The sequence below is a fragment of the Puniceispirillum sp. (SeqCode) genome, assembly GCF_965657105.1.
Lineage (GTDB): Bacteria > Pseudomonadota > Alphaproteobacteria > Puniceispirillales > Puniceispirillaceae > Puniceispirillum.
On sequence record NZ_CBFHNB010000048.1, the window covers coordinates 1 to 17,935 of the forward strand.

Here is a 17,935-nt window from a genome sequence, read left to right on the forward strand (position 1 = left end):
TGAACCTGTATCCAATGACGCCTGAATGACACCTTTACCGCCTTGGTCAAGGTAACCAGCAACGACCAATACTTCACCACCAGCCTGGGCTAGTGCGGCAACTTCTGCGCCATAATCGGCTTTGCCATCTTCATGCGAAGCTGAAATGGTGATTTTGCCACCCAGTTTTTCAAAATTCATCTGGATACTGTCTGCGAGGCCCTTACCATAATCATTATTGGTATAGGTCATGGCAGCAGACTTGATACCCTTTTCATTCAGGATTTCTGCAACAACTTGACCTTGACGCGCATCTGATGGTGCGGTCCGGAAAAACAGACCATTATCTTCCAGCGTCGATAATGCTGGTGATGTGGCTGATGGTGAAACCATCACGATACCTTTGGCCATAGCAACATTCTGCAGAATTGCTGTTGTTACACCCGAACAGTCAGCACCCATAATGGCTTTAACGCCATCTGACGTGATCAAACGTTCAGCCGTCGCAGTGGCAGCCGCCGAATCGATACAAGTCGAGTCACCCCGAACTGAGGTCACAGAAGAACCGCCCATAAATGCACCTGAATCGGTAACTTCCTTCATCGCAAGCTCAGCAGCAGACGCCATATCTGGCGTTAGTGATTCGATTGGGCCTGTATAACCAAGAAGCGTTCCAATTCTTACTGTTGTTGGAGCAGGAACCTGAACCTCAACAATTTTTTCGACTTCAACAATTTCCTTCTGTCCACTACCCATAAGGTAGCCGACAGCACCACCTACAACTAGGCCTAGAACCCCTAGTAGAACTCCGTTTTGTTTCATTTCTAGTCTCCCAAAAACTGAATAAATACTTTGTTAGTGATAATGGCTTAAAATGCACTTAATACAAGTCCTAAACTATCATAAACACTCAAAAAACGATCTTATGAAATGAAAATTATTTACCAATCAATATAAATACATGATTGTAAGTCCTCATAATCAGCTATCTAGGTTTTGCCATTCATGATCAGCAAGATAACCATCAAGAACCTACCCCATAATCCGGGCATATCAGGCTGGAACGCGATACTACCAGATGACAAACCCGCACAGCCTTTGAATAAGAATATGACTGCCGACTGGCTGGTGATTGGGGGTGGTTTTGCTGGCCTGTCAGCGGCGCGGCGTTTGTCACAGCTAATCCCCAACACAAAAGGTATAAAAGACACAAACAGCACAAAAATTGCCGTGCTTGAAGCTGGACGTATTGGTGAGGGCCCTGCCGGACGCAATTCTGGCTTCATGATTGATCTGCCACATGTGCTGTCATCCAAAGACTATGCTGGCGACAATAATGAAGACCAGCTTCAAATAGCGATGAACCGCCGTGCCATAGATTTCGCGCTTGATGCCGCCGATGAATATGGATTGGATGCCGAAACCATTGTACAAACTGGCAAGGTCAACGGTGCCGCCACCGCCAAAGGCGTTGCGCATAATCTGACCTATGCCGATCATCTGCAAAATCTGGGCGAAACCTATGAAATTTTTGATGCGCAGCAGATGCAAGAACTATCAGGCAGCAATTATTACCATCAGGGGCTTTTCACACCTGGCACGACGATGCTTCACCCGACCGCCTATGTGCGTGGGCTTCGTGATGGCCTTCAAAACAAAGTTGATATTTTTGAAAACAGCCCTGTCATATCACTGAACCGCACAGGGCCTGACTGGCAAGTCAAGACCCCCGCTGGCTCAATCACGGCGCCCCAAATCATCATGGCGGTCAATGGCCATGCGCAAAGCTTTGGCTTTTTCAAAAGACGGCTGATGCATATTTTCCTTTACGCTTCAATGACCCGTGCCTTGAACACAGAAGAGGTTCGCAAGCTTGGCGGCACACCCCGCTGGGGCATTACCCCGTCAGACCCTGTCGGCAGTACGATACGCCGCATATCAGGACGCTCCGGTGACCGGATCATTGTGCGAAATCAGGCCAGTTTTGTAAGCTCTATGGAAGTGTCAGACCATGTTGCCACTGCCAAGCGCACGCACCATGAACGAAGCTTCGCTGACCGCTTTGCACGCATGGGCAATATAGATATGGAATATAGCTGGGGGGGTAAATTATGCCTCAGTCTGAATGATGTGCCTGCCTTTGGTCCGATTGAAGACGGCATCACCGCCGCCTGCTGTCAAAATGGGCTTGGCACCGCCCGCGGCACATTATCAGGCATCGTGGCAGCTGATCTTGTTACTGGCAATCTGCAAGACAACCATCAAATCCTAGAACGTATGCTATCCTACCCACAACCCAAAAAACTACCTATGGAGCCCTTTGCAACAATTGGTGCCACCCTGACGATCAAATACCGCGAATGGCGCGCTGGCAAAGAAGTCTGACAGCATAAAAGCCTAATAGGTTTCATTTAACCCCTTATCTTCGGGAATTTCGCGTTCACGGCGGGCAATATAGTCAAGCAAGGCATCATTGATGGCCACATCCAGCTTTGGTTCTTCATATTCATTCAACATCTGACGTGCCAACGTCAGCGCGCGCTCGGTTACATCCTTTGCACCTTCTGCTTGCCATTGCTCAAATGAGTTATTGTCAAACAGTGTCGGCATGAAAAAGGCACGCTCAAAATTCTCAAGCGTATGGGCATGACCCAAATAATGACCTCCTGGTCCTATATCTCGAATGGCAGATAATGCTTCGTCAAAATCGTCCCACCGTAGCCCTTCAGCCATACGATAGCCCATTGCACATTGTTCGGCATCAACCATGAATTTGGCCACCGAACAATGCATGCCAGCCTCGTTCCAACCAGCCGAATGCCATATATAATTCGCGCCTGCCATCAAGACAGCCATCAAGGTTGTTGCGCTTTCATAGCCTGCTTGCGCATCAAGTGTTTTGGCACCACCAAGTGTATTCGAAGTGCGCCATGGCACCCCATAAAACCGGGCCATCTGACCAATCATGAAATTCATCAGCGAAATTTCAGGCGTTCCTGCCATCGGTGCTCCTGATCGCATGGATACAGTTGATAGATAATGCCCATAGATCGCTGGTGCCCCTTTTCGTACAACCTGCGTATAGGCAAGTGCCGAAAGCGCTTCGGCATTCAACTGCGCGACCGCAGGCACGGTCGAAGCTGGCGTATTGGCACCACCAAGTACAAAGGGCGAGCACAGAACCGGTTGATTACGCCGGACAAAGGCACGCATCGCGCCCAGCATCGTTTCATCCCACACCAATGGCGAATTGCCATTGATATTACCGACAACAACTGCATGATCTTCAAGATATCCAGCGCCAAACAATATATCGCACATATCCATGACATCTTCGCCATTTTTACCCGACGTCGTCATACCCATGAAGGTCTTGTCCGAATATTTCATCGAAGAATAGGTAATTTGCAAATGCCGGTGCGGCACCGGATGATCCATTGGTTCAACAATATGGTGCGCTGATGAATGCAAGGCTGGCGACATATGCGCTAATTTATGGAACATCCCCAGATCATCGAGCGTCGGCAAACGTCGTTCATCATCAAGATCACGCAAATAAGGCGCCCCCGTCATCGGGATAAACATTGATTTACGGCCACCTAGACCGATCGTGTTTTCAGGGTTACGCGCATGAAGCGTTATTGTTTCGGGTATCGAGCTTATCAGACTGCGGATATGTGCGCGGTCGAATTTAACCAGATCGCCCTCAACGCGGGCACCGGCACTGCGCCAGTCATCAAGCGCAACAGGGTCACGAAACACAACACCAACTTCTTCCAGAATGGACATTGACGCATCATCAATGCGGGCAATCTGGTCCTCATCCATAGGTTCTGTCAGCGGCAATCGGCTTTCGAGCGTCGGCAGCATGGACGGCACATGAAGTTTACGCTTTTCTCTGCGTGATGATCGTCCACCAGCCCGATTAGGCGTATCTGATGATGCGTCCATGTAGTCCCCTATTTATGAGTTTTCAGCATATCCAATCGTCTTTAATTGCGCTGCTATTTCATCCAGAATAGCTGGATCATCAATTGTTGCAGGTGTTGACCAAGGCTGTCCATCAGCAATCTTTGCCATCGTACTGCGCAATACTTTTCCTGAACGCGTTTTGGGCAAACGTTCGACAACAATAACCAGATTAAAGGCCGACACCCGTCCGATACGCTCTTTTACAAGCGCAATCGCCTCGGCAATAATATCCTCAGCCGGACGCTGGCAATTTGGATAAAGACAGATCATGCCTAGCGGTAACTGACCTTTTAATTCATCAGCAACACCAATAACAGCACATTCGGCAATATCGGGATGATCAGCCAAAACCTCTTCTAATTGCCCTGTCGAAAGCCGGTGCCCTGCAACGTTAATCACATCGTCGGTTCGCGACATAATATAGACATAACCGTCCTGATCCTTAAAACCAGCATCACCCGACTCATAATATCCCGGAAACGTGGTGAAGTATTTTTCCACAAACGCGTCATCAGCACCCCAGATTGTTGACATACCAGATGGCGGCAAAGGCCATTTGATCGCGATAGCTCCCAACTCACCTGGCGGCACAATCGCCCCTTCTGAATCAAGAATATCAATCTCATAACCTGGCATCGGCACCGAAGGTGATCCCAGTTTAATAGGCAGTTTTTCGATGCCCATGGGATTGGCGCAGATCGACCACCCCGTCTCGGTTTGCCACCAATGATCGATAACCGGCACATTCAATTTTTTTTCAGCCCAAGTGACCGTATCTGGATCGGCACGTTCGCCAGCAAGAAACAGATATTCCAGCGATGAAAGATCATGTTCTTTCATAAGTGCACCATCTGGATCAGCCCGCTTGATCGCCCTGAAAGCAGTCGGTGCTGTAAACAGCACTTTGACCTTATGCTCGGCAATCACCCGCCAAAACACACCTGCATCAGGCGTTCCAATGGGCTTGCCTTCAAACAGAACACTGGTGCATCCGAACAGCAAAGGGGCATAGACAATGTAGGAATGCCCGACGACCCAGCCAATATCCGACGCCGCCCAGTAAACCTCGCCGGGGCTCATGTCATAAATGGCTGACATCGACCAGTTTAGTGCTACAGCATGGCCACCATTATCACGGACAATACCTTTTGGCTGGCCTGTAGTGCCTGAGGTATAAAGAATATAAAGTGGCGCCGATGCTGCCAATGGCACAGGCGGTAATTCGGCCACCCCATCATGTGCGTCATGCCATTCAAAATCACGCCCCGAAACAAGCTCGGCCTTCAAGGCATCACGCTGGACAATCACACAATGCGACGGCTTGTGTTCAGACATGTCAATCGCCGCATCCAGCAGGGGTTTATATTCGACAATGCGGTTCGGCTCATGCCCACAAGAGGCGCTGATAATGACTTTTGGTGTTGCATCATCAATACGTTTGGCAAGTTCAGCCGCGGCGAAACCACCAAATACCACCGAATGCACAGCCCCCATACGCGCGCATCCAAGCATGGCAATCACCGCTTCAGGGATCATCGGCATATAGATAATGACACGGTCACCAGTTTCCACACCAAAAGATTGCAGCATTCCGGCGAATTGAGCTGTTTTTTGCTGAAGCTCGGCAAAAGTAAGTTTGCGTCCCGTTCCGGTGATAGGCGAGTCATATATCAACGCATTTTGCGCGCCACGACCAGCCATCACATGCCGGTCAACAGCATTAAAGCATGTATTCATAACCCCATCGGGAAACCAACTGTAAAACGGCTTGCGCGTTTCATCAAGCGCATATGATGGTGGCAACACCCAATCAATGCCATTCGCAGCCTCAAGCCAGAACCCCTGACTGTCACTGGCAGCCTTTGCAAAAAGAGATGTATATGCACTCATTGATCAGTCTCCCAAACCAACTGGTTATTACCACATAGGCATCATTTAGTTTTATCTGAAAATTTGTCCAAAATCATAAATTATTAACGCCACATCAGACTCAAGGGGAAACGATAACATCCCCATCACATCATAGCCCAACACAGCCGGCATAATATAAAATCTGATCATATAGAGAAACCAGGCCACATAGAGCGGTTTCATTCGGTCAATCAGAAATGGTGGGGTTAATCGGCGCATGGCGATCAGCATCGGGTTGGTAATTTTAATGAAGGCTTTCATGAAAAAGAAATCTGAATTTTCGGCGACAAAAAGCGACATGCCAAAGCGGCCAATCAAAGTCCACATAGCCGCGCCCATCAGATAGTCCATTATCAGGACGATTGTTGAAAAGCCACTTTCCATAATCAGCATTCCCTACTTGCTTCTTTAAATTCTTTATGCCTCGTAACACGTCCGTTTACAGTAGCAAAAAATAGGGCGGGGAAAAGCCCCCGCCCCTTTCATTCGTTAGACATAATCAGTCAAATAACCGATTAATGCGATGCGTCCAGCACAGCTTTACCTTTCGGAATACGGATTTCGTCAACCATCTTCTGGGTTTCCTCATCCGGCTCCTCGGTAGCCAAGCTGACCACAACCATCAGGATCAGGCTGACCGGCATACCGATCATACCAAATCGCAGACCGTCTAGGCCAAGCCATGGCGTCATACCACCGAACTGCACCATATACAGATACCATGCACCAGCACCAAAGCCACCGACCATACCTGCAACGGCACCTGCACGGTTTGCCCGTTTCCACCAGACACCAAGGACTAGCGGAAAGAACAAGCCTGAGTTTGCAAAGCAGAACGCCCATGCAACCGCACCCAGAATAGTCGTCAGACCCTGTGACGCCACATAGGCACCCGTAGCACCAACCGCCAGCAACAGAATACGTGCAACGATCAGACGCTTTTTGGTATCAGCCTTTGGATCAATCATCTTGTAGTAAAGGTCATGTGACAAAGCATTCGCGATCGCCAGAAGCAAACCGTCAGCTGTTGACATCGCAGCCGCCAGACCACCAGCAGCCACAAGGCCGGAGATGACATAAGGCAGACCTGCAATTTCTGGCGTTGCCAGAACCACAATATCACCCTTCATGAAAAATTCATTGATCTGCAAAATGCCATCGCCATTGCCATCAAAGATTTTCAGGAAGCCAACATTGCTCCACTTCTGAACCCATTCCAGCGCGTTCACATCGGCAATCGACTTGCCGATAATGCCTGTAGCCAGATTCGGATCAAGCAGTGAAAGCTTGGTGAATGTCGCCAAAGCCGGGGCTGTAAAGTAAAGCATGAAGATGAACAGAAGTGACCAACCCACGGACTGACGCGCGGCTTTTACTGACGACGTCGTAAAGTAACGCATAAGAACATGTGGCAATGACGCTGTACCAGCCATCATACAAATAACCAACGTCAAGAACTTCCATTTCGCCATCAATGTTGTGCTGGCATCATTAATACCAACTTTCAACGCGGCAAGACTACCCGCCGCGGCTTGTGCCTCGGCAGTCGGCATAACAGTGCCAACACCATGCAAGGCCTCAAGTTCCTGCACACGCAAGACCGCATCAAATTGTGCGAATTGCGGGATCAGTCCATAATCGAACTTGTTGGACATCCAAACCACAGGAAGAATATAGGCGATAATCAGCACGATATATTGGGCAACCTGTGTCCAAGTAACCGCTTTCATACCCCCCAGCATTGAACAAAGCAAAATGCCTGCAAGGCCGATCCAGACAGCAACGTTAAACGGAATAGCCAGCGCGCGTGACGCCACAATACCCGTTCCTGTAATCTGTGCTGTCACATATGTGAATGATGCTACCACCAGAATGATCACCGCACACAGACGGGCAAGATTGCCGCCATAACGCGTACCGATAAAATCAGGCACCGTATAGCAACCAAACTTGCGCAGATATGGCGCCAGCAAACTCGCTACAAGCACATAACCGCCAGTCCAACCAACCAGGAATGCCATATATGGATAGCCTTTGAGGTATATACCACCAGCCATCGCAATGAATGATGCACCTGACATCCAGTCAGCCGCCGTCGCCATGCCGTTAAAGACAGCAGGCACTTCACGACCAGCGACATAATATTCGCTGGATTCCATTGTTCTGGATAAAATGCCGATCAAAGCATAGATACAAATTGTGAAACCAACGAACAGCCAGCCGATTGTATCTGCGCTCACACCAACCTGTTCGAGAATTGCCATTAGAATTACAAAGCCGAGAAATCCAAGAGTATAGATTCCATAAACTTTGGAAAGATTGTTAATAAATCCACCCTCAAGTTTCATGTCACCCTCCCCTAATCTTCAGCAACGTCATATTCTTCATCCAATTTGTTTTGCTTTGACACAAACCAAAAGATGAGAATAACAAACGCTATCTGTGAGCCCTGGCCAGCCATGAAATAGCCTCCTGGGAATGAACCTGCGACGCCGTTCAGCTGTTCGCCAAACCAATGCACCACAAATGAAAAAACGAACCAAATCGCAAGAGTTGTAAAAAGCAAACTCTTGGTCCGGTCCCAGTGGCTAAGTGCCCCTGAGTCTTGCTTAGTCATGATGTAGTCCCTCCGTTTAAGCGGTTTAACTCTCCATAAAACCACTATATGCTGAACCTTGGGCCATATGCGCCCTGACACAACATATCTATGTACAAACCGCGGATATTATTTGTTTTATTTTATCCACGACAACATTGGAACTTGATGTTAGTCAAGAAGTTGAAAATGACAAACAATTTTTAAAAAAAACATGATTGCGAATATGTTCCAAAAATTGAAACCGCTGTTGCAAACGCTAGGGTTTAGAAAGCTTGATCCTATCACCACACACAAGCAACTTATTGATTTTATTGAATCAAGATCAGCATTCGTTTCACAGACCACGTTATACACCTATGTAAAAGCACGGGCGGGCATGCAGCATCCAAAATTATTTGCCAACCCGGATTTTTTGACCTCTTTGCGTATTGCGCGCTGGCATATTTATGGCGCTGCCATAGGTGACTTGACGCTTTTTGCAGGGGCGCAAATCAACCGCGACGCGGTTCTGACACGCGATCAGCTACATATTTTTTGCACCGAAATGATCGAGGATGTTTTTACGGCCAACCCTCAAGAAGACATCGATTCCAAGAGATTCATGCAGATTTGTGAAAAGGGCAAACAGCGCATCGCCTTTGCCGACTGGCAAGCGATCGAGAGTGGATCTGCTGCCTTTCAATCCAGTTCGGATGCTGTTTTTAAATGGGCACCAATCGCCGATGAATTAAAAGTGAATGATGAAGAAATTGTGCGCAACTCCATTCACTTGCGGTGGATTGGGGTGCGAAGGGATTTAAAAGAACTTATCAAGCCAAGACTGATTATTGAGGACTGGCAAAAACACCATGATCACGCGCGTTAAGTCATTTGTCGCTGATACAAAGCGCGCCCCCGATACATAGCTGGCGAGCGCGCAACGTTATGGATAAAACAAACACGCCAAACCAGCTAGGCCAGACCAGCTAGCGTGAGGCTGTTGATTGTCTGAATTTGAATTCAGGCGCAATTTCCAGATTTTCGACCTTTGCGACAGCACCGCTTGTCTGCCCCATGATCAGTTCAGCTATCCGATCAGCTGCCATACGGCCAATTCTGCGCGCAGGAATACGAATTGTCGTTAAGGCAGGCACCATTTCAGCAGACCCTTTGAAATCTCCGATGCCGATAACTGAAATATCCTGCGGCACAGAAAGTCCATGCGATTGCGCCGCCCATATCGCCGCCATAGCGATAATGTCATTACCACCAATAATGGCGGTTGGCCGGGGGCTTCCATTCAGCAAGAGATTAGACACCAGAGATTTAGCAAAATCCAGATCATATGGTGTTTGCAAAACCCATTCTGGCGGTGGCTTTAAATCATAAGACGCAAGCACTTCCAATGCCCCTTCACGACGCCCTGCTGCCCTGTCATTCACTTCGGTAAGCCCGGAAATCACAGCTATATCACGATGCCCAAGATCGACAAGATGTTGGGCCGCCATACGCCCAATGCGTTCATTATTAACCCCAATCGAATTAAAGCGATGACCAGCAAGGTGGTTCCAAACCAAAAGTACTGGTAGCTGCCGTACATCAAGAAAATCCATAACCTCATCATTGTGATCGCCCCCAACCAAAACGACGCTATCGACACGATGCTCGGTAAAGCTGCGCACAATTCTGGCTTCAATGTCCCGATCATACAGATTAGGTGTCAAAAGCATTGTCATGTCATAATTTAAAAGCCGACTGGAAAAACTTTCGGTCATTTCTGCAAAAATAGAGCTTTCGAGCGTTGGTATAACGATACCTACAGTTCCAGACCGTTTGTTACGGGTTGATGCGGCCGCCCTGTTGCGAACATAAGACAGTTCTTCAGCCGCACGTGCGATTCGATGCGCCGCAGCTGGCGCAACCATCGTTGGGTTATTAAAATATCTTGAAACCGTCGAAATTGACGTTTTTGCCGCATTTGCGACATCTGTAATGCTAACAACCTTATGCTTTTTTTTATCTATTTTCATCATATTTTGCAAACATTTTTAATAAAAACTAAAAGATTGATACAGAGTTTATTGTTTTTTGTCAGTAATTTATTATCTAAAAGAAACTCACAAAAACATAATTTATATGAAAAAAATAGCAAGTATGAAAACGTTTGCATAATTAATTTTCATGCGTCATCGTCAAACAAAAGGTGAAAATATCTTAGGCAAAGAACATCCAAATAATGGTGCATGCCAAATAATGGTGCATCATTGAGCACACATGGAGGATACAATGAAATCAAGAATTACATCTTTAGCGATGGCCATGTCGCTGACAGCACTTTCCTTAACGGCCATTACCGGCACAGCGGTTCAGGCCGCCGACATCAAAAAGCCAGCAAACTTTCCAACCCGGCCTCTCACAATGATTGTGCCTTATGGTGCGGGTGGCGGATCGGATCAGTTGGCACGTGCAATGGCTGGCGCAATGGACAAAGTCGCAGACATCAAATTTCAGGTTGTAAACAAGCCTGGTGGTGGTGGCACCGCTGCCATTCCTGACTTTATGCTGGCACCGGCAGATGGTTACACAGTCATGGAACATATCGACAATGCTGTATCAGCCTATGCAAAGGGGGATATTCGCGAAAATCCTGCCAGTGATTGGGTGCCTTTATGTATGACCCAGATCACATTCAGCCAGATTTATGTCCGTTCGGATGATGACCGCTTTAGTGACTGGGACTCGGTTCTCAAGCATATCAAGGCAAACCCGGGCAAGGTCAGCATGGCTAATCTTGGCAAGGTAGGCTCGATGGAACTTGTGGTCATGCACCAATTACAAGAAGCCCTTGGCATTAAGGTCAAACAAATCGCCTTTGATAAGCCAGCCGAACGTTACGGCGCCTTGATTGGCGGTCAGGTTGATTTGTTATTTGAACAGCCAGGTGATGTGCGCTCATTCCTTGATGCTGGCACCATGAAGCCTGTTTTGACCTTCTTAAACGAACGTCCGTCTGTGTTTGCAGATGTCACAACGCATCGCGAGGCAGGTGCTGATTTTGATCCCTTAACGCGCTTTCGTGGCTTTTACGTTAAAAAGGGTGTGCCAGCCGATCGCCTAGCTTTTTTACAGGCCGCTTGTAAAGCCGGCTTTAGCGAAGAAAGCTATGCGGCATTTAACAAAAAGAAATATATGCACCTGATTGACAGCTACCGTGACACGGCTGGCTCGATCGAACTTATCGACGGTGCGGTGACAACATATCGTGAAATGTATAAGCAGCTCGGCATAGGTGGGTAATCGCTTTTCGTTTATGATTGAAGACGGGGTGGCATAGCTATGATGCTCCCCAGCATTTTAGATGGCTTCCTCGTCTTTCTTCTCATCTCATCACCTTAGTCAAAAAGTCAAAAGGTCAAAAAGTCAAAGCGTTTCTAAACCTATATGATTTTGATCTGAACTGGTTGGAAACTTCATGTGATAGGCATCATTAGATGACAAATAAAATAAGACATAATCAATTTATTGAATGGGCAATATGGGTGTCTTTAACCGGCTTATTATGGGTACAGACAAGCAGCTTTTCAGAACCCATAGCCGAATTTAAATTTGGCGCAGATGGATGGCCAAAAGTTATCTTGGTCAGCCTCGCTTTTGGGGCAACAGCGCAATTTATCCTTAATCTGATGACAACGAAGGCTGATCAAAATACCGACGCTATTCAACAAACAGAACCTAGCAATATTCCTACCAACAGATGGCAACAATTTGGCATTTTTGTTCTGCCTTTTATTTATTTATGGTTCATGCACCGGATGGGATTCTTCTTTATTACCCCGATTTTCATTCTGGCATATTTGTGGATTTTGGAAGTGCGGAAATGGACATATCTCATGTGCGTAAGCTTGGGTGTCTATTTCTTCATTCTATTTGTTTTTGTAAGGCTGTTTTATGTCGCTATGCCTGTAGGGGCATGGCCAATGTTCTATGATTTCAGTAATTGGATTATCACCATAATTCGGATTGGGGTCTGAACATGACAAAAACATACAAGCCCGTTCAGGAGACTCTGTCATGAGTGACTTTCTTTTAGGAACAGCAGCCCTATTTGGTGACTGGCACACAATATTCATTTTTACCTCGGCATTGATCGGCGGCATGTTATTTGGTGCCATCCCTGGGGTCAACATGCTCACCCTTGGCGCTGTCATGTTGCCATTCACGATCTCTATGCAACCACAACATGCCGTTATGCTGTTTGCCGTGATTTACTGTGCTGGTGTGTTTGGTGGTGCCATTACAGCCATTTTATTTAATATTCCGGGCGCACCAGAAAATGCACCAACCTGTTTTGATGGCTATGCCATGACACAGAAAGGGCAAGCTGGCAAAGCTATTGGCGCGGCGGTTGTTTTTTCTGCTCTTGGAGGGGTGGCATCTGCAGTAACAATGATGGCGGCCACACCATTGATTGCAAAATGGGCGGTTACAGCTTTTGGTCCACCTGAAATTTTTGCACTTATTTTCTTTGGTCTGGCTGTCTCTGCATCAGTTGGTGCCAAAACCCTATGGAAAGGCTGGATGTCTATTTTTCTTGGGTTAGCTATTGCGACAATCGGCACTGATCCTGTTGGCGGCATTCCACGTTTTAATGAATGGTCTTTATTTGGTGCCAGCACATCTTCCTATTATCTGTCGGCAGGCATTCATTTTATTCCGGTAATTCTTGGTTTCTTTGCTGTTTCAGAGGTGTTCACGCAGGCACAAAATATTGCTGATGGCACCCGTGAACGTCCGCAAGCTAATATCAAACTTCCCTCTTTTGCCGAATTTTGGTCAGTACGCTTTACGGCCCTACGGTCTATGGTACTTGGCTTTTTTGCCGGGGTTCTACCAGGCATTGGCGCGACGCTAGCGGCCTTTCTTGGCTATTCGCAGGCCGTGCGCTGGTCAAAAACGCCTGAAAAATATGGTACTGGCGAGCTTGATGGCGTGGTGGCTTCGGAAACAGCCAATAATGCGGCTACCGGCGCGGCAATGATTCCGCTTCTGGCACTTGGTTTGCCTGGTGGTGCCTTGACCGCCATGATGCTTGGTATTTTCCAGATTCACGGCATGGAACCTGGCCCCTTGATCTTTATCAATTCAAGCGAGTTGGTATGGATTACCTTTGCCGCCATGTTCTGGGCTAATGTGGCTATTCTGTTCCTTGGATGGTTGCAGACAAAGACTGTGGTTCATATTCTGCGGGTTCCATTCCGTTGGCTTGCTCCGGGCATTTTACTGCTTGCTGTCATTGGTGCTTTTGCACTTCGTAATTTATTGATTGATGTGTGGGTTATGTTTTTAGCAGGCATCGTGGGTTATCTTCTTCGCCGCACGGGCTATTCGGCCGCAGGCATCGTTCTTGGTCTTATCCTTGGCAAACTTGGTGAGTCAGCCTTTGCTAAAACCATGCAGATGCTGGATTACGAAGCAACCCAGTTCCTTGACAGACCTATTGCTGCCTTTTTGTTGCTTGCTGGCGCGGCGACCATCATTTCAGGCATTGTCCGCGAAATTCGTGCCCAGCGAGGCACACGTATGCTGATCGATTGACCCTTCATTGACACCCCTTAATTACATAGATAGACGCAAGATGAACGATATTAACAAAGAGATAGATTTCTTACTCAGCACAGCCCGCGACGCCCAACGTCGCTTTGAGGCACAAGGCAGCCAGCAGCTATTTGATCGTGCCGCCGTCGCCGCCGCATGGGCATTGATGCAACCGGATCGAAATGCCGAACTTGCCAGACTGGCAGTTAAAGAAACAGGGCTTGGCAATGTCGCTGACAAAATCACCAAAAATCATCGTAAAACATTAGGTTTGATGCGCGATATTAAAAACCAGATATCCTTTGGCCTCGTCAATGATGATCCAACCACTGGCATAAGCGAATATTTGCGGCCAAAAGGTGTCGTTGCCGCTATTGTTCCATCAACAAACCCGCTGGCAACGCCAGTCAATAATATTGTCAATGCTCTGAAAACGGGGAATGCAATTATTTTGGCACCCTCGCCTAAAGGCGCTGTACCATTGGCCAAATTAATTGGCTATATTCACGCCGAATTTGATAAATGCAACATCGATAAAAACCTTGTTCAGATGGTGCCAGCACCGCCATCGAAAGCCAAAACCACAAGACTCATGGCGGGGGCAGACATGCTGGTGGTCACCGGATCTCAAAGCAATGTGCGTGCCGCTTACTCGTCCGGCACACCTGCCATTGGTGTTGGTGCAGGCAATGTTGTCACCATCATTGATGAAACGGCTGATCTCGATGCCGCGGCAACTAAAATTGCGCAGTCCAAATGCTTTGACAATGCCACGTCATGCTCATCCGAAAATGCCATTATCATCGTTGATGCTGTCTATGACGATATGGTTGCAGCGCTGGATAAAGCTGGCGGCATGTTGCTTGACGATGCGCAGACCGACAGATTGATCGCGACCCATTGGCAAGACGGGCATCTGAACCGCAATATGCTAGCCAAGGATATCGATATAGTGCTTGCCGAACTGGATCTCACCGACCTCGCGCCAAAAGGCACAAAATTCTTACTCGCCCCTACATCTGGCATAGGCGCAGATCATCCGATTTCGGGTGAAAAAATGGCTCTTTTTGCTGCTTTATATCGGGCAACAGATTTTGCTGAGGCCAAAGACAAAGCGCGTCAGATTCACGCCTATCAGGGGCAAGGCCATTCGCTTGGTCTGCATAGCACCGATGATACGCGCGCGCATAGCTTGGCTGCCGACATGCCTGTATGCCGGGTGATCATCAATCAGGCGCATTGCTTTGCGGCAGGCGGGTCTTTCGACAATGGGCTTCCCTTTTCATTATCAATGGGATGTGGTTCCTGGGGGGGCAATTCCATTGATGAAAATCTGAACTGGACACATTTTGTCAATCATGTACGGATTACCCGCCCTATCCCGCCATCCGAGCCCAGCCTTGAAGATATTTTTGCCGATTACTGGGCCGATTACCGGGCCGATTACTGGCAGGAGACCGCATCATGAATGCGCCCCCCCCAACAACAATCAAGCCAACAACAATCGAATCCATTCTTCACCACCATGCTGAAAAAGCGCCGCGTGATATCTGGCTGACTTGCCCTGAAACCGATATTCGATTCACATGGCAAGACAGTTTTGAGCGCGCCAGAGATATTGCCTGTCACCTGCAAGGCGCTGGTATCAAGCCTGGCGAGTCAGTAGCTATCGCTGCGCCAAATGGGGTGGCGGCATGTTTTGCCTTTCTGGGCGTTGTATTTGGCGGGTTTCGGGCGACCCCCTTAAATCTGGTAGCGGGTAAAAATGCACTGAAATTTGTCCTTGAACATTCACAATCGAAACTCATCCTATGCGCCGATGCCAGCATGGAACTGATTAATGATGTTGTCGCCGATCTTGCAAACCCTCCATCGATAATATCAATGGATACTGATGATAATCCGCACTGGTCAGACACCAACATTACCCCTGTTGACCCGGCCATGCTCACCCGCCCAGACGCCGCCAGCATCGCGTTATTGATGTACACATCAGGCACAACAGGCGTTCCCAAGGGTGTTCTTTTATCACATGGCAATCTTATGGCGGCAGGCCAGAATGTTAAGGATGCGCACAAACTTGACCGCGCCGATACAGCTTTATGTATTTTGCCCATTTATCATATTAATGGCCTAAGCGTGACCGTTATGGGCAGTTTGGTCTCGCAAAGCCAGCTGGTTATGCCGCGCCGGTTTTCTGCATCACAATTTTGGGGCTTGATGCACGCGCATGATTGCAGCTGGTTCAGCGGCGTTCCCACGCAATTTTCCTATCTTCTGAACGACAATGCGACACCCACTCTAAACAAAAAACGCCTGCGCTTTGCCAGGTCGGCTTCTGCCCCGCTTTCACCTACTGTGCAGACAAAATTTGAAAGCCGCTTTGGTATTCCCATTATCGAAACGATGGGGTTGACGGAAACCGCGGCGCAGATACTGTCTAACCCACTTCCCCCTGCCATCCGTAAAATAGGATCACCGGGTATTGCCTTTGGCAATGAAGTAGCGATATGGGATGCAGACAAAAATCACCTTCCCGCCAACGTAGAAGGCGAGATCATGATCCGGGGTGATAACGTCATGCAAGGCTATCTTGATCGCCCAGAGGAAACTGAAAAAACGCTCACCCCTGATGGCTGGCTCCATACTGGCGATCTTGGCCATATTGATGCTGATGGCTATATCTTTGTGACAGGGCGCATAAAGGAACTTATCATCAAAGGCGGCGAAAACATTGCCCCACGTGAAATTGATGAGGCGTTAATGGCGCATGAAGCGGTGCTCGAAGCTGCTGCTTTTCCAGTTAGTTGTGATAATTACGGACAAAGGGTTGAGGCATGTGTCACGCTTAAAAGCGGTATTTCCGACACCACCAATACTGCCGACACCGCCGAAATCGCTGAAACCTTGCGCGCATTCTGCACAGCCCAGGTTGGCGCTTTCAAAACACCTGATAGAATCCATTTTCTGGATGAATTACCCAAAGGACCCTCAGGCAAAGTCCAACGCCTAAAGCTGGTCGAACGTCTGACCTAGCCAACCGCGCGGGCAACAGCTTGCAAGGCGCATAGCAAATCACGATCCGTTTCTGTATCAATGGCAGTCCCATTCGACGCCATGCGCACAATCACTGTTTGACGTTGGGGATTTACCCAAATCCATTGGCCATGAATCCCAATGGCACAATATTCATCTTCGTCAAATCCTGGCTTATACCATTTGGCACGATAGGTTCCCTTTGGGAACAGGCGTGGTCCTTCACCCTGTTTTTGACGTTGCCAGGCATGGTTATCCGCATAGGTTCTAAAGTCGTTGATCCATCTCGCGGGGACAATCTGCTGGCCGCCTAACGCGCCCTCACAGCGTGTCATTTCGGCTATCTGCAACAGATCATGCACCGCCATGCAATAGCCCCCCGCGGCACGCGGCGCCCCAAAACTGTCAAGCGTGATATAGGCATCATGCCGCGTTCCACATGGACACATGATTAGCTGCGAAAATAATGTTGATAGAGACGCACCTGACACACGTTCAATAACCCAGCCAAGCATATCCGTATGCGGCGAACAATAATGATGAATATCACCATGTATATGTCCATCGGGTGCGGCTGGCATCTTGGCCAGAAATGCCCGCAATCCCTCAGTTGTATGGCCTTCTTCAACCGGATTCCACGCAGATGCCCGTCGATAGTCCATAAAGACACCGGTCATATCCTCATAATTTTCGACAAAACCGGACGCGACTGTCATATCCAGAAGCTGTCGCAAGGTTGCATCTTCATAAGCACTTCCCACAACCTCCGGCACATAGGCGGATATAGTGCGTGTTACATCCAGCATACCCTGATCAACCAGCACCCCCACCACAAGAGCGGTTAATGATTTTGATACCGAAAAC

The 17,935-nt window shown here is 48.2% G+C and carries 15 protein-coding genes; 7 read left to right on the plus strand and 8 right to left on the minus strand.

Translation table 11 applies throughout. The features are described 5' to 3' along the window. A partial coding sequence (locus tag ACTF7Q_RS07550) for an ABC transporter substrate-binding protein (RefSeq protein ID WP_438997241.1) occupies nucleotides 1–801 on the minus strand: 801 nt, incomplete at its 3' end. Nucleotides 802–984: 183 nt separating this feature from the next. Between ACTF7Q_RS07550 and ACTF7Q_RS07555 the strand changes: the two genes are divergently transcribed. Then, nucleotides 985–2,364, plus strand: coding sequence for an NAD(P)/FAD-dependent oxidoreductase (locus ACTF7Q_RS07555; RefSeq protein ID WP_438997242.1), 1,380 nt, complete (start codon nucleotides 985–987; stop codon nucleotides 2,362–2,364). A gap of 12 nt (nucleotides 2,365–2,376) precedes the next feature. Here ACTF7Q_RS07555 and ACTF7Q_RS07560 read toward each other — a convergent pair whose 3' ends face one another. The 5 genes from ACTF7Q_RS07560 to ACTF7Q_RS07580 all read right to left on the minus strand — a co-directional run bounded on the left by ACTF7Q_RS07560 (nucleotide 2,377) and on the right by ACTF7Q_RS07580 (nucleotide 8,479). Continuing rightward, nucleotides 2,377–3,930 (minus strand): trimethylamine methyltransferase family protein, encoded by a 1,554-nt coding sequence (locus ACTF7Q_RS07560; RefSeq protein ID WP_438997243.1) that lies wholly within the window; start codon nucleotides 3,928–3,930, stop codon nucleotides 2,377–2,379. Nucleotides 3,931–3,942: 12 nt separating this feature from the next. After that, nucleotides 3,943–5,841, minus strand: a complete 1,899-nt coding sequence (locus ACTF7Q_RS07565; RefSeq protein ID WP_438997244.1) for a propionyl-CoA synthetase — start codon at nucleotides 5,839–5,841, stop codon at nucleotides 3,943–3,945. A 51-nt stretch (nucleotides 5,842–5,892) separates the two neighbouring features. Further along, a complete protein-coding gene (locus ACTF7Q_RS07570) occupies nucleotides 5,893–6,246 on the minus strand; it encodes a hypothetical protein (protein WP_438997255.1) in 354 nt (117 codons plus the stop codon). A gap of 131 nt (nucleotides 6,247–6,377) precedes the next feature. Beyond that, nucleotides 6,378–8,210, minus strand: coding sequence for a sodium:solute symporter family protein (locus tag ACTF7Q_RS07575; protein WP_438997245.1), 1,833 nt, complete (start codon nucleotides 8,208–8,210; stop codon nucleotides 6,378–6,380). An 11-nt stretch (nucleotides 8,211–8,221) separates the two neighbouring features. Next, nucleotides 8,222–8,479, minus strand: a complete 258-nt coding sequence (locus ACTF7Q_RS07580) for a DUF4212 domain-containing protein (RefSeq protein ID WP_438997246.1) — start codon at nucleotides 8,477–8,479, stop codon at nucleotides 8,222–8,224. 205 nt (nucleotides 8,480–8,684) lie between these two features. Here ACTF7Q_RS07580 and ACTF7Q_RS07585 point away from each other — a divergent pair, with 205 nt between their 5' ends. After that, nucleotides 8,685–9,326, plus strand: coding sequence for a hypothetical protein (locus ACTF7Q_RS07585; protein ID WP_438997247.1), 642 nt, complete (start codon nucleotides 8,685–8,687; stop codon nucleotides 9,324–9,326). 100 nt (nucleotides 9,327–9,426) lie between these two features. Here ACTF7Q_RS07585 and ACTF7Q_RS07590 read toward each other — a convergent pair whose 3' ends face one another. Then, the gene (locus ACTF7Q_RS07590; RefSeq protein WP_438997248.1) at nucleotides 9,427–10,470 is read right to left on the minus strand and encodes a substrate-binding domain-containing protein; all 1,044 of its coding nucleotides are present in this window, start codon (nucleotides 10,468–10,470) and stop codon (nucleotides 9,427–9,429) included. Between the two features lie 256 nt (nucleotides 10,471–10,726). Between ACTF7Q_RS07590 and ACTF7Q_RS07595 the strand changes: the two genes are divergently transcribed. The 5 genes from ACTF7Q_RS07595 to ACTF7Q_RS07615 all read left to right on the plus strand — a co-directional run bounded on the left by ACTF7Q_RS07595 (nucleotide 10,727) and on the right by ACTF7Q_RS07615 (nucleotide 17,071). Beyond that, nucleotides 10,727–11,737, plus strand: a complete 1,011-nt coding sequence (locus ACTF7Q_RS07595; protein ID WP_438997249.1) for a tripartite tricarboxylate transporter substrate binding protein — start codon at nucleotides 10,727–10,729, stop codon at nucleotides 11,735–11,737. A gap of 194 nt (nucleotides 11,738–11,931) precedes the next feature. After that, a complete protein-coding gene (locus ACTF7Q_RS07600) occupies nucleotides 11,932–12,471 on the plus strand; it encodes a tripartite tricarboxylate transporter TctB family protein (protein WP_438997250.1) in 540 nt (179 codons plus the stop codon). A gap of 40 nt (nucleotides 12,472–12,511) precedes the next feature. After that, on the plus strand, nucleotides 12,512–14,035 hold the full coding sequence (locus ACTF7Q_RS07605; RefSeq protein ID WP_438997251.1) for a tripartite tricarboxylate transporter permease: 1,524 nt from the start codon (nucleotides 12,512–12,514) through the stop codon (nucleotides 14,033–14,035). Between the two features lie 40 nt (nucleotides 14,036–14,075). Beyond that, a complete protein-coding gene (gene sauS, locus ACTF7Q_RS07610) occupies nucleotides 14,076–15,503 on the plus strand; it encodes an acylating sulfoacetaldehyde dehydrogenase (protein ID WP_438997252.1) in 1,428 nt (475 codons plus the stop codon). Beyond that, nucleotides 15,500–17,071, plus strand: coding sequence for an AMP-binding protein (locus tag ACTF7Q_RS07615; RefSeq protein WP_438997253.1), 1,572 nt, complete (start codon nucleotides 15,500–15,502; stop codon nucleotides 17,069–17,071). The genes sauS and ACTF7Q_RS07615 overlap by 4 nt, the downstream gene beginning before the upstream one ends. Here the strand turns inward: ACTF7Q_RS07615 and ACTF7Q_RS07620 are convergent. Next, on the minus strand, nucleotides 17,068–17,935 hold an 868-nt coding region (locus tag ACTF7Q_RS07620; protein ID WP_438997254.1), incomplete at its 5' end, for a serine hydrolase domain-containing protein. The two genes, ACTF7Q_RS07615 and ACTF7Q_RS07620, sit on opposite strands and share 4 nt — an antisense overlap.